Genomic DNA, 13,802 nt, shown 5'->3' on the forward strand with positions numbered 1-13,802 from the left:
TTACTTAGATATTATGCAAGAACTATGCCAATGCGCTTAGTCCAGTAAGGATGGGGCACCTTTATCTTTTTTTAAGTGGGCTGTGTTAAATTTGGCTGTTGTTTTGCGCTCCAGGCGCTATGCTTTCCGCGGGCTCGCCCGTGAGCCTCCTCGGTCCTTCTGACCTGCGGGGTCTCACGGTGCTCGTTCATCCCGCAGGAGTCAAGCGCCTTCCGCTCCAATCAACAGGTGCCAAAATCACATGATCCTTAAACACAGCCATAAAATATAAAACAAAAAAAACGCCGATTTTTCGGCGGTTAATCTCTTATCTTTTTTAGTTTGTATTGGAGAGTTTGTCTAGGTAATTCTAGGAGCTTGGCCGCTTGGTTGATATTGCCGTCTGACAAATTCAGTGCAGAATCGATTAGTTGTTTTTCCATTTCTTCGAGATTTTTTCTTAACGAAAGGCTGTTCTCAACATTTTCATTCGTTACACCATGCTGTTTCATCATGATTGGCAGGTTTGCCATTTGAAGGATATCATCCTCGCACACGTTCATCATGTATTCAATCGTATGCTTTAGCTCTCTTACGTTCCCTGGCCAAAGGTGACTCATAAAGAAGCTCTCCAATTTCTTCTCAATCCCTTTAATCCTTTTATTCAATTTCTTATTAAAAAACTGAATAAAATAATCCGTTAAAAACAGGATATCCTCTTTTCGTTCTCGAATCGGCAGCAGTGAAAAGGTAAAGACATTTAAACGGTAGTAAAGGTCAGAGCGAATCTTTTGATTTTCAAGGGCAGCACTAGGATGGACATTCATGGCTGCAATCACGCGGACATCAACCGAAATATTTTGTGCACTTCCGACTCTTCGCACCATTCCATCTTCTAATACCCGTAACAGCTTAGCCTGCAACTCGATTGGCATGGTATGAAGTTCATCAAGAAATAGTGTACCGCCGTCTGCCAGCTCAAAAAGCCCCTTTCTCTCAACCGCACCGGTATAGCTTCCTTTTGCCGTACCAAAAAGAATACTCTCAAGCAGCGTTTCTGGGATGGCCGCACAGTTTTGAGCAATGAACGGCCCGTCCCCGCGAAGGGATTCGTGATGCACCCCCTGCACAAACAACTCCTTCCCAGTTCCGCTTTCTCCGTATACAAGAATGGGTGAATCTGATTTTGCCAGTTTTCTAGCTTCGGCCTTCAGGCTCTGGAAAATCGGATTAACACTCTTTAAATCATCTAACGTATACTTTACGGTTTTCAATGTTTTTTTCTTATTGTTTCTATTCACACTCTTTTGTAAATCTAATAGACTTTCTGATAATTGTTTCATTCGAGTATAATCTTTCGCAATCTCAACTGCACCAATAATTTGCTTATCAACAAAAATAGGTAGCGTGGTATTAATGGTATCAATTCTCACTCCATGGATGTTTACATATACCTGTGTCTGATTATAGATGGGTTTGCCCGTTTTAATCACCCTAAGCAGTGTACTTGATTGCTCGGTTAAAGAAGGAAAAACCTCAAGCAAATCTTTACCCTGTACCTCCTTCACATTCATGCCATCATGCCTTGCTGCAACCTCATTATAAAAAATGGTTCTACCTTCCGTATTGACCACATGGATTCCTTCATCGATGGTTTTCAGGATGGCTGAAAGAACTTCCTGCGTTAAAGCAGTTAATTGAACCATTGCTACACCTCCCTTTAAAAGGTGCCGAAAATTCGTCACCTACAGCCGAAATATTAGCAGTTTGCCAGATTCTTCACCCACATATTCATATTCTCCAGCTTGTCGTAAATATAACAGTTATTCATTAATCTGCCGCGATATTTATAATCAAGCTGAAACAAAACAGCATTCATTCCAAAGGATAAACTTCTAGCAATCGAATAAGCACAGAAAATCCCCTGCGTTTTTAGCTCCCTCTCTAGCTCACGGAGGATAATTTTCATTAATCCATATTTCCGATGTTCGGTTAAGGTCGCACAATCGGTTAATTCTGCATTTTTATAAAAAGAATTCACTTCAGCAGATGCAGCACTGACAATTTTGCCCTGATAAAAATATACGTAATAGATGGTCCCATCCTTCATGGTCTTTTTCACATATTCGGGGTCATGTAAGGGTGTAGGGTAAATCTGAAACACCTGGCGATATAATCCTGAAAGCTCTTCGGCACATGCTTCATCTGCTTTTTTTAATTCATACTCCTTTGGCGGATAGGGCTTATCAATGGTGGTGTCCAATTGATAAATACTGTGAATCATGCCGTCCTCCGTAATCCAATGGTCATTCTTCTTTCGCTCCACCGAATAAAACTTTGAAAAAAAATGAGCATCAGAACCGAGAAAATAGCGGTCGACCACTGCTTCCGGTTGAAAGCCTTTTTCATATAAGTGTAAAAAATCCTCGGACCGCACTTTCATTATTAACTTTTCTACTTGATATTTGCGGGCTAACTCCTCCGCTTTTTCAATAAGTAAATTTGTATTACCGCGATAATCATCAATCCGAATTCTTTTATTAAAAGGATCCAGGTAAATCTCTAGAAAGAAATTACTTTCATCGATTTGGATAGTGGAGGTACTTTGATTCATCTTATTTACTCCTTCCCAAATAGGTAAGTGAAAAAAAGTCTGACTGGAAATCAGCCAGACATTTTCTTCTACTCTGTTTTAAAGCTGATCAGCTTGAGTTCAGTCATTTCTTCCACTGCATATTTGATTCCTTCTCGACCCATTCCGCTCATTTTCACGCCGCCATATGGCATTTGGTCCACGCGGAAGGTGGGGATTTCGTTAATCATAACACCGCCAACATGTAGCTTTTTAGCAGCTTGAAGTGCTTTATGAATGTCATTTGTAAAAATTCCGGCTTGTAACCCATATTTAGAATCGTTTACGAAATTGATGGCTTCATCAACATGACGGAAGCTATTAATATGCACAACGGGTGCAAATACCTCTTCACAACTAACCTTTTCGCTTGAAGGGACATTGACTAAAACCGTAGGCTGAAAAATCCCTTCTTCGAAGCTTCCTCCTGCCCTTAATTCTGCTCCATTGCTAATCGCTTCATCTACCCATTCCTTCGTTCGCTGTACGTCACCTCGTGTAATCATGGCTGATAGATCACTATCTTCCTCAAGGGGATTACCCGTTTTTAACTTTTGGGTTTCACAAACAAATTTCTCCACAAAAGCTTCAAATACCTTTTCATGGACATAAATTCTTTGAATCGAAATACAAACCTGCCCTTGATAGGCAAAGGCACCATTCACAATCCTTGGGATGACCTTCTCTAATCTAACCCCATCATCGACTATTAATGCCGAATTTGAACCCAATTCCAGGGTTACCCGTTTTAATCCTGAGTTTTCTCGAATATAGCGCCCTACCTCAGGACTTCCTGTAAAGGTAATCATTTTGATACAATCGTCTTTCATTAATACATCGCCGATTTTACTGCCGCTTCCAGTGATAACATTCAAAGCGCCAGCCGGTAAGCCTGCACGATGAAAGTAGTCCGCTATCTTATAGGCTGATAAAGGTGTTTGACTCGCTGGTTTTAAAACTACACTATTCCCAGCTGCGATGGCCGGACCCACTTTATGAGCAACTAAATTCATAGGGAAATTAAACGGGGTAATTGCGGCGATGACGCCTAATGGTTCCCGAATCGTAAAGGCAAGTCTTCCCTCACCTCCAGGTGCAGCGTCCATCGGCACCGTTTCACCATGAATTCTTCTCGCTTCATGTGCACTAAAGGTATAGGTCATAATCGTCCGGTCCACTTCCGACTTCGCTGCCTTTAACGGTTTTGCAGCCTCAAGGGCTATTAATCTCGCACATTCTTCTCGCTCTTCCTTTAGATATTGTGCTACTTTCTCAAGGATTTCAGCCCGTTCAAAGGCAGGCATTTCTGCCATTATTTCTTTAGCATCTTCTGCTGCCTTAATGGCTGATAGCACATCCTCCTGATTGGCCATGCCAACATGAGCAAGAATCTCTAAGTTAAATGGGTTCTTCAACTCCATATAGGAAGAAGCACTACGATATTCGCCGCCTATCCACAAATCCTTTTTCATCACAGTCCCTCCAAATACTAAAATGTCCTAATGCTAGTGTAACAAACTTTGCTGCTTCTTTTTAAGGAGGGATATCTAATCACTGACTTCACACCATTTTAATAGAGTTAGAGCAATAATTTTACTTGCTGCAAACAGATCTTCCAACTGGATGTGTTCATTTGCATCATGTGCCGTAGCGGTTATCCCCGGTCCGAAGACAACTACAGGTGTATTTCCCACATTTGATAGAATTCCGCCATCCGTCCCCCAAGGACTTGCCTCAACAACCGGTTGTTCCCCCTTGATTTCCACAAAACTTTCAGACAGTGTCTTCATTAATGGATGATCGACTTCAAGGTTGCCTGGAAGCCATCTCCCTCCAAACCATTCAATTTCAAGTGGGTTCTTTTGGAACCACTCGTCTTTTTCATTGAGTTCATTTAACACCGCAGCCATTTCCCCTTGAGCTGCAGAAATACTTTCTTCAGGAGCTACGCCCATTCTCCCTTCAATTATAGCTAGATCAGGAACAGATGATGGCCATTCACCACTAGTTATTTTTCCAATATTAATCGGGATTGGTATCGGAATACTATTAAAAAGCGGATCAGTGATTTTAATATTTCGATTTTTTTCTAACTGCTGCAGCTTTTGGATGACCAATACTGCCTTTTCAATGGCACTGACTCCTTCATATCTTGTTCCGCCATGAGCTGCCCTGCCCTTAACAGTAACCCTAAACCACATGGAGCCCTGCTGCTTTGGAAAAATTTTCATACCTGTTGGTTCTGGGATAATGGCACCGTCAGCACGATAGCCTCGTAGAACCGCAGCCAGTGTACCGGCACCGCCGCTTTCTTCCTCTATTACACTTTGAAAAATAATATCCCCTTTAAGCTTAATTCCGGTGGAAATGATTGCCTCAATCGCCATAATTAAAGCAGCCGTTCCGCCCTTCATATCCGTACTTCCACGTCCATAAAGCTTTCCACATTCAATAAGGCCGCTAAACGGATCATGCTCCCAGTTCTGCTCATCCCCAACTGGAACCACATCGATATGTCCATTTAGAATGATAGACTTACCGCCGCCAGTCCCTTTTAACACGGCAACTACATTGGGATTTCCTTCAAAGCTTTGCCGATCACAGCAGAATGCCTCATGTTGTATGAGTTCATCTCTGTCAATTTCCCAGATATCGAGATTCAATCCTAACTGTCGGCATTTTTCAATAATGACAGCCTGAGCACTACTTTCGTTTCCTCTAGTACTATTTTCTTGAACAAGTATTTGTAAGAATCTCGTTCCCCTGGCACGATTGTCCTTCAGCCATTGTTTGATGGATTCTTCATGATTAGTCAACACTTTCACTCCTTCTTTTTAAGAATGGGTGAGATTAATAGGATATCTTTCGGACTACATCACACGTCGTGAACGCACACTCTGTCTTATTTATAACCTCTTGTAAGTCATAAGGGGGAAACAGTTCTGTTAGTATTAATCCCTCCGGAGTCACCTTGAAAACAGCTAATTCCGTAATAATCATATCCACGCAAGCTGTAGAGGTTAGTGGTAAGGTACAGGATGTAAGAATTTTTGGTTTTCCTGCTTTGTCACAATGATTCATTAAAACAATCACTTTTCTCGCCTTCTGAGCTAATTCCATCGCACCGCCCATTCCAGGAACCTTTTTTCCCGGAACAATCCAGTTAGCCAAATCACCTTGCTGGCTAACCTGGAGGGATCCCAAAATCGTGATATCCACACGGCCTCTGCGAATCATTCCAAAGGATATCGCACTATCACAATAAGAACCACCTTGGTTCAAAGTAACCGGGAAACCACCGGCATTACATAAATTCTCATCTTCCATTCCTTTTTCTGGGCTTGGTCCCATACCCGTAATCCCATTTTCAGCATGGAACATCACCATCATGTCCTTTGGTAAATGATTAGGAACTAAGGACGGGATACCGATGCCCAGGTTAACAACCATACCATTCGTGATTTCTTCTGCTGCTCTTCTTGCTATTGTGTTGCGAAAGTCTACTCCCAAGCCCATTTCCAATTCACTCCCTTCGAAGGGATAATGTGATCGACGAACACTCCAGGGGTAATAATTTCATCCGGATTGAGGCTTCCAAGCGGAACAATCTCCTCTACCTCTGCAATCGTAATGTCTCCGGCCATTGCAACAAGCGGGTTTGTATTACGGGCACTTTTGTCATAAATTAAATTTCCATAGGGGTCTGCTTTTTTGGCATATACAATTGATACTTCTGCGGTTAATGCTGTTTCAATTAAGTAGTCCTTTCCATTGAGGAAAAAATGGGGCTTGTTTTTCGATACGAGTTCATTATCCATTCCAATATCACTTAGAATTGCAGGAAGACCGACCCCTCCTGCACGAATCCTTTCTGCTAAAATTCCTTGTGGTGAAAACTCCACCTCTAGCTTTCCTTCATGCATGAGTTTTCCAGCAATGGGATTGGAACCAATATGGGAGGCAATTACCTTTATTGCCCTTTCCTGACTTACTAATTTTCCAATGCCAATGTGTGGAAACCCTGTATCATTTCCAATTAGAGTTAACTTTTCCACCCCTTTTTCAAGGATAGCATCAATCAGGGTTGGTGGGGTTCCAACACCGCCAAAACCACCAAACATTAACGTCATTCCGTTAAAAAAGAGCTTCAATACATCCTCTAAGGCTGTAATTTTCCCAAATGGATTTTCCATTTAAACACCACCCAATTTCAATTGCGCTCTAAATTCATCAAAGGTTGCTTGCAGGAGTGAAACCAATACATCAATTTCACTTTTGGTAATGGTTAATGGCGGCGAAATGATAATAGAGTCACCATTGATACCATCAATACCTGAACCTGCCGGATACACAAGCAGTCCTTTTTCCTTAGCAAGGGAAATCATCCTTTGGGTTACGAGTGCCTCCCGTTGAAAAGGTGATTTCGTGGTGACGTCCTCGACAAATTCGATTCCGAGCATTAAACCTTTACCACGAATATCCCCGATAAAGGAATACTGATTTTTTAATTGTAAAAGCATATTTTTCAAGTAATCTCCCTTAGACTCTACTTCACTGACAATCTGATTTTTTTCCAAATATTCTAGTACCGCTAGAGATACTGCACAGGATTGCGGGTTGGCACTTAAGGTATGTCCGCTCATCACAACTTTTGTCCCCGCTAAAATGGGCTCAATTACCTTTTCACTTGCAACTGCAGCCGCTATCGGGGCGTAGCCTGCCCCCATTCCTTTTCCTAAAGCCACAATATCAGGAATAACTCCATATTGCTCCATCGCAAGCATCGACCCTGTTCGACCAAAACCAGTCATCACTTCGTCTGCAATAAAAAGGATATCATGGTCTTCGCAGATTTTTTTGATTGTTTTAAAATAATCCTTAGGTGGTGCAATGGCTCCGCCCGCAGCACCTATGACAGGTTCTGCTATAAAAGCTGCAATATGATTGGCACCAATCCGTTTTATCGCCAGTTCTAATTCCTGAGCGCAAAGATAGCCGCAGGAAGGGGCTTCAAGGTTATAGGGACAACGATAACAATAAGGGGGATTTATGACAGGGAAATCCTCGAGAAGTGGAACAAATCGTGCTCTCCTGCCAGTATGGCCGGACAAGGATAACGCACCTAACGTGATTCCATGGTAGCTGACCCATCTTGAAAGCACCTTCGTTTTCGTTTGGATGCCTTTCTCCTGCCAATATTGGATGGCCATTTTCATTGCAGTTTCTACGGCTTCAGAACCGCTATTAACAAAGAAGCACCAATTTAAATCAGCTGGTGTTAATGCTGCGATTTTCTCCGCCAGTTTCTCAGCACTTTCACTTGTAAATTGCGATCGATACACAAACGAAACCTTTTTTGCCTGTTCCTGCATTGCTTCGATAATTTCAGAAACCCCATGTCCAATGTTGGCAGTAACAGCGCCTGATGCCCCATCAAGGTATTTTTTTCCTTCTTTATCATACAAATAAATCCCTTTACCATAATCAATCATCGGCAAGGATTCATCGAGTAATGGTTTAATTAAATACGTACGTTCCACCACCACACCACTTCCCCTTTTAGTTCATTGTATGAGCGAGGTTTTTAATACTTTCATCTTATATTTGTATATAGAAAAAAACAGATACGCCTTCGCATCTGTTTTAGTTAGTGAGAACTATTGACTTTTCTAAATGCTGCTTTGTCAGTTGAAGCTCTTCTCTGATATCAACGTCGTATGGGTGGTATACCATTCCTTTTTCAAGGATATCCTTCGCCCCTATATGTCTGCCCTGTTCATTGAACAGTTGTCCTAACCGGAAATAGACATCATGTTCATAAGGGTTTTCCTCGATAATCCTCATCATCATGTCTTCGGCTACCCGTGTTTCTCCCATTTCACAATGACACAATGCAACCAAATAACGGAGATGGGAATCCCCTGGGTCACTGTTTAATTGACGTTCAAACAGCGGCAGAGCTGAAAGATAATCTTCTTCACTCAAATAATTCATTCCTAATTGATAGGCAAGAGGTTCTTCCCAGTGTTTCTTCAGAGCTTTTTGTAAAATTTTTACGGCATCCTCCGCTAGGTTAAAATCCTCATAAAGTTTAGCAAAATGACTTACTGCTGATAAATTATTTTTATCTAGTTTTATCGCCATCTCATATAGCTCGATGATGGAACCAAAAAGGTAAATTTGCTTGGTATGGTTTTTTAGTTTCGTAACAAACCGTCCAAACGCATTCCCATCTTCTTTACCACTCCAATTCCTATCTACAATGAACTGTTTTCCTGCCTCAGCAGCTAATAAAAATCTCTTGCTTTTAACCTCTTCTTTCCCCTCAAGTTTTGTCAGGAAATTCGGGAGCCTAGACCATTTATTTGCAGCAGCACTATAAATAATGAGTGTTCGATAGTACTCCACATTCTCAGGGTCATTATTTAAGAGCAATGTTAGGATAAACCGAGCATTCTTCCACTTTTTTGCTTTGATAAAAATCTTAGCCTGATGATGAAGCAGTTCCGAAAAGTCTGGATTTACTTGAAGAGCAGCATTTACCTTCTCTTGTTCAAGCTGCGTTTCACCGAGAGCACCATGTACGTAAGCTTCGGCATCAAGCCTCCATATTTCATTTATCCCTTTCGGTAATGATTGAATCGTAGACAGTAAGTTTCCTAATTTCTCTTCATTTAAAATCGAAACTAAATATTCAATATTTACACTTACTGGAGCAAATTCCAGCAGACTGAGTAGATATTCAGCTTCCTTCTCGTGATTTTCATTGAATGCTGCTATTTCAGCTAGCCGCAAATAGGCAGGCTCAAGGGCAGGGTCAATACTTATGCTTGTTTTATAAGCATTCGCCGCAAGCTCATACATTCCAAGCTTAAAGTATACTTCCCCCAATCGATAATAAGGAAAAGAATCTTCTCTTACCTGTATCGCAGTGTTATAACAATCCAAAGCAGGAGAGTATTGCTTTTTTTCCTCGAACAACGCTCCCTCATAGCATTTGAACTCGATCACACTTGAATTACTAGTAAACTTTTGTTTTAGAAAATCAATCGCTCGGTTTATGAAAGGTGTCTCACCAGCTATTTTTATATAAAGCTCTAAAGCTTCATTGTAATTGGAGTGAATATGGTTGATTCCACACTCTATTTGCGCTAAGGATTCTTCTATTAACGGAATATTATCTTCTTCCATCCCCCATTCAGCCATCATACTTCCACTATTAATCAAGTATTCACTATCCTTATCAAATCTGGCTGCATGGTTTTTTAGAAATTCAATTGCCTTTTCCTTCTTTTCCTGACTGCCAAGAATTTCAGCTACACCAATATAAGCAAAACCTTCATCTGGAAATAACTCGATACATTCCTGATAACAGTCCCTACTCTTTTCAATTTCCTCATGTTCACGATAGAAATCCCCGAGACGGACCAAGAGCTGGGCAGAAACAGTAGTATTTATGCCTGATTGTAATATTTCTTCTGCTTTTCGTGGCTCCTTCAACTCATACTCATATAGGTCGGCAGCTGCAAGTATGGCAAAAGGAACATTGTCTTCCAAATTAATCGCCATTAAATAACCACGCAACGCCTTCCTAATCTTCCCTAGCTTCTGGTCAAGACGTGCTCGCTCATACCATACATGACCATCCGTCGGTATTTCACGTATCAGCAGATTATAAATCTCCCGGGCCATGACGTACTCCTGTTTTTCAATTAATACTGCTGCATGATTGATAGTGACAAATCTTTCCTTCGGTGCAAGCTCCATACTAATAGAGGAAAAATACTCAGCCTTCTTTATATCACCTGAATATAGATAGGCGAGAGCAAGATAGCTCCATGTGTAGTATTGGTCCGGATCAAGCTGCAAGGAGTTCCGAAAGTAGCCAATTGCATCCTTCATCTCATCAAAGTAAAGGGCAATTCTTCCTTTGAGAAAATGATAGAGCGGAGAGAAGGTTTTTCGTGCTGTATGGGTAAGCCGCTCTCTCGAATTCTCCATCATATGGAGACGCATATAGGCTTGAGTCACATGCAGATTCATAAAGTCATTATTTGGATAAGACAAAAGCAGTTTTTCAGCACATTGAAGAATGAAATCACTATATTCCTCAAAAGAAAAATGCTTTACCACATAGATTGGTGAGTAAGGGACATCAATGGTAGCCTTTAAGAATTCTAAAAAAGTCTCTTTGTACTTTTCTTCATCCTCCTCCAGCTTTTCCCCTAAATCATGCAATCTGCGGAAATAATCATCCTCTTCTTTTGATAAAAAGGAAAGTTCATCTGCTCTTTCCTTTGGAACGCATACGATGGACATATAACTCGTTGATATATTTGCTTTTTCCAAATCATCTGCAGCTAAATACATCGTTTCCAAGAGGTTAGGTTCTTGTATATGATAAAAATCAAACATACCGTCATAACCTGTCATCACTTGAACATGGGAAGAATGCTCAAAATCAACACTTAACAATATCGGTATATTCTTTTTCAATAATTCTTGATAAAGCTCTTTTTTACCTATAAAATATCGACATTCGTATCCGTTTTCTTCAAGATATTGAACAGTCGTCGACAGCTTCGAACCAGAAAAATCAAAAATATGAGTGGCAATTTCATCCTGGGTGATGTCTTTTCCAAAATAGGTCAGAATCATCTCCAAGCTTGCTGGAACACAAAAATTGCTTTTTTGAATTATGGGATTAATAGTAAGTTTAATTAATTCACCCTGTTTATCTTTTACGGTAAAAAGGGATTTCTCCCCCTTGTCTTCGTTCCGTAAGAGATCAAATTCCCCTAATTGGTAATAAGCCGTTTTTGTTAATTGGCGAAAATATTTCTGATAAGCATGCTCAGGTATTCTTTCATTCAGTTCCTGTATCAAAACAAGCATTTCGGTCATTTTGCCGAGATCACGGTAGCGCCTTACTTTTTCTAATAGGAAGGCAGGGGTTTCCGGATAGAATTTCTCCCCTTGTTCGATTAGCGTTAAAGCCTCCTCTATTTGTCCATTTGATGCTTTTAAATCGGACAGCAGCAAATAACAAATTCGTCCTTTTTCAGAGTCATTAAGGCCTTGTTCAAAGTACTTCTCCGCTTTCTCCCTATTCCCAGTTTGCATAAATACGTAACCAATCTTGTCATATACCGGGCGGGAAGATTCCTTCACTTTTTCCAGCAGCTCTTTTGCTTGTTTAAATAGCTTCATTTCTAATAGACAACGAATCTTGCAAAAATAAAGCCGTTCGATTTCTTCACAGTCCTGAATTTCCTCTTGGTTTTCGGCAATTGTGACGGAAATAAGCTCATCTGCTTCTAACAGCTTTCCATTATCAAGAAGCTCCTCACAATACCAAGAAATCGTTAAAATGCAATGGAAACGGCGGTAAGCATAACGAGCAATAAATGAACTATATTGATACATCAAAAAATGGTCTGTCAACCGAATTAATACCTGAAATTCCTCGGCAGACTCTATTCTGTTAAGCTCTTTTTTAAATTCAGAGTAGCGCAGCGATTTTAACCGAACTATCTCTTGATTTATGATTTCTAAAGCTTGATTATATTCTTTCTGGTCGTATAAGGATTTCAGCTTTGTGATCATATCTATAGTCCCCCAGGCATCCTTTATCCTACTAACACTAGCATATATAAAAGTGTCAGAAAATTCTAGTAGGAAAACTATCTTTTACTTTTGATGGCGGTTAATATAGAATTACACTTAGATTTACATAAGGATGGATTAAATGAATATATCGAAAAAGCCATTTTCCAAAAAGAAAGAATTATCAACGATTCAACTAATCGTTATTTTTTACTTATCTGCTTTAATCATTTCAACATTACTTTTGAAAATACCATTGGCACATCGTGAAAATACGTCCCTTAGTCTTATTGATGCCTTATTTACTTCTGCAAGTGCCGTTAGCGTAACAGGTCTAAGTGTCATTTCGATAAAAGATACCTTTAACAACTTTGGAATATTTCTATTGTGTATTATCCTCCAATTAGGTGGATTAGGTGTAATGTCTCTTAGCACCTTCCTATGGATTATGATTGGTAAAAAGGTAGGATTAAAGGAACGCCAACTGATCATGGTCGATCAAAATCAATCGAATTTATCTGGTTTAGTGCAACTGGCAAAAAGAGTGTTTATTACCATTATTTCTGTTGAAATTATCGGCGGGATTATTTTAGGATTCCGCTTCTTGAAATACTTTGACAGCCCCTTACCTGCTTTCAAACATGGATTTTTCGGTTCTATTAGTGCTACGACAAATGCAGGATTTGATATTACAGGTGTTTCATTAATACCTTTTAACGATGACTACTTTATTCAAACTATCATCATTTTATTGATGATTATCGGGGCAATTGGTTTCCCGGTTATTGTTGAGATTTATGAATATTTTCTTAGTTTAAAAAGTAAGAAAAGATACCATTTCACTTTATTTACGAAATTAACCACCGCAACTTTTGTTATTCTCACAATTGCAGGTAGCATTATGATTTATTTACTCGATAGTTATCACTTTTTTACTGATAAATCTTGGCATGAAACGTTCTTCTATTCCTTGTTCAACTCGGTCACCACCAAAAGTGCAGGATTGGCAACGATGGATTTGAATGAATTCACAACGAGTAATCAGCTTTTTATGTCCGTGTTAATGTTTATCGGCGGGTCACCGAGCAGCGCCAGCGGTGGAATCCGGACGACGACGTTTGCGATTGTATTACTAGCGATTTTCTTTTATGCACGAGGAAAAGGTTCCATTAAAGTATTTAGAAGAGAGCTACATACTGAGGACGTGATTAAATCCTTTATCGTGATTTCCACAGCCGCCATGCTTTGTTTAGTCTCGATATTAATCCTATCCATTACGGAGAAAGGAACCTTGATCCAAGTAGTGTTTGAAGTATCATCTGCATTTGGAACGAATGGATTATCGATGGGCTTAACGCCAATATTAACGACATTTGGGAAAGTCTTGATTATCTTATTAATGTTTATCGGGCGATTGGGAATTGTAACCTGCTTACTTATATTAAGAGGCAAAGATACTAGCCAAGAGAAAATTCATTATCCAAAAGAGAAAGTTACGATAGGTTAGGGGCACAGGGAGATTGTATCTTCCTGTGTTTTTTCGTGATTGGGGGCAACGCAGATATAATCCAGTTATCGCAGATAT

9 protein-coding genes are annotated in these 13,802 nt (G+C 40.1%); 1 reads left to right on the top strand and 8 read right to left on the bottom strand.

Going from position 1 to position 13,802, the window contains the following annotated elements:
- Positions 1-299: 299 nt before the first annotated feature.
- The 8 genes from M3189_RS15560 to M3189_RS15595 form a co-directional block, all read right to left on the bottom strand.
- Positions 300-1,685, bottom strand: a complete 1,386-nt coding sequence (locus M3189_RS15560; protein ID WP_251634989.1) for a sigma-54 interaction domain-containing protein — start codon at positions 1,683-1,685, stop codon at positions 300-302.
- A gap of 53 nt (positions 1,686-1,738) precedes the next feature.
- Complete coding sequence (gene ablB, locus M3189_RS15565; RefSeq protein ID WP_251634990.1) at positions 1,739-2,593, bottom strand: putative beta-lysine N-acetyltransferase; 855 nt, start codon at positions 2,591-2,593, stop codon at positions 1,739-1,741.
- A 68-nt stretch (positions 2,594-2,661) separates the two neighbouring features.
- Positions 2,662-4,083, bottom strand: a complete 1,422-nt coding sequence (locus M3189_RS15570) for an aldehyde dehydrogenase family protein (protein WP_251634991.1) — start codon at positions 4,081-4,083, stop codon at positions 2,662-2,664.
- 75 nt (positions 4,084-4,158) lie between these two features.
- Positions 4,159-5,427, bottom strand: coding sequence for a peptidase (locus tag M3189_RS15575; RefSeq protein ID WP_251634992.1), 1,269 nt, complete (start codon positions 5,425-5,427; stop codon positions 4,159-4,161).
- Positions 5,428-5,461: 34 nt separating this feature from the next.
- Positions 5,462-6,127 carry a 3-oxoacid CoA-transferase subunit B gene (locus tag M3189_RS15580; protein ID WP_251634993.1) on the bottom strand — a complete coding sequence of 222 codons (666 nt, stop codon included), beginning with the start codon at positions 6,125-6,127 and terminating at the stop codon, positions 5,462-5,464.
- Positions 6,112-6,804 carry a CoA transferase subunit A gene (locus M3189_RS15585; protein ID WP_251634994.1) on the bottom strand — a complete coding sequence of 231 codons (693 nt, stop codon included), beginning with the start codon at positions 6,802-6,804 and terminating at the stop codon, positions 6,112-6,114. The genes M3189_RS15580 and M3189_RS15585 overlap by 16 nt, the downstream gene beginning before the upstream one ends.
- Complete coding sequence (locus M3189_RS15590; protein ID WP_251635578.1) at positions 6,805-8,151, bottom strand: aspartate aminotransferase family protein; 1,347 nt, start codon at positions 8,149-8,151, stop codon at positions 6,805-6,807.
- Positions 8,152-8,254: 103 nt separating this feature from the next.
- Positions 8,255-12,217, bottom strand: coding sequence for a tetratricopeptide repeat protein (locus M3189_RS15595; protein ID WP_251634995.1), 3,963 nt, complete (start codon positions 12,215-12,217; stop codon positions 8,255-8,257).
- Positions 12,218-12,359: 142 nt separating this feature from the next.
- Here M3189_RS15595 and M3189_RS15600 point away from each other — a divergent pair, with 142 nt between their 5' ends.
- Positions 12,360-13,724, top strand: coding sequence for a TrkH family potassium uptake protein (locus tag M3189_RS15600; protein WP_251634996.1), 1,365 nt, complete (start codon positions 12,360-12,362; stop codon positions 13,722-13,724).
- Positions 13,725-13,802: the final 78 nt, after the last annotated feature.

It is taken from the genome of Neobacillus niacini (assembly GCF_023715415.1).
Taxonomy (GTDB): domain Bacteria; phylum Bacillota; class Bacilli; order Bacillales; family Cytobacillaceae; genus Neobacillus; species Neobacillus niacini_C.

Coding starts and splice junctions, on each gene's coding strand:
- M3189_RS15560 (WP_251634989.1), bottom strand. CDS start 1,685: ATGGTTCAATTAACTGCTTTAACGCAGGAAGTTCTTTCAGCCATCCTG.
- ablB (WP_251634990.1), bottom strand. CDS start 2,593: ATGAATCAAAGTACCTCCACTATCCAAATCGATGAAAGTAATTTCTTT.
- M3189_RS15570 (WP_251634991.1), bottom strand. CDS start 4,083: ATGAAAAAGGATTTGTGGATAGGCGGCGAATATCGTAGTGCTTCTTCC.
- M3189_RS15580 (WP_251634993.1), bottom strand. CDS start 6,127: ATGGGCTTGGGAGTAGACTTTCGCAACACAATAGCAAGAAGAGCAGCA.
- M3189_RS15585 (WP_251634994.1), bottom strand. CDS start 6,804: ATGGAAAATCCATTTGGGAAAATTACAGCCTTAGAGGATGTATTGAAG.
- M3189_RS15595 (WP_251634995.1), bottom strand. CDS start 12,217: ATGATCACAAAGCTGAAATCCTTATACGACCAGAAAGAATATAATCAA.
- M3189_RS15600 (WP_251634996.1), top strand. CDS start 12,360: ATGAATATATCGAAAAAGCCATTTTCCAAAAAGAAAGAATTATCAACG.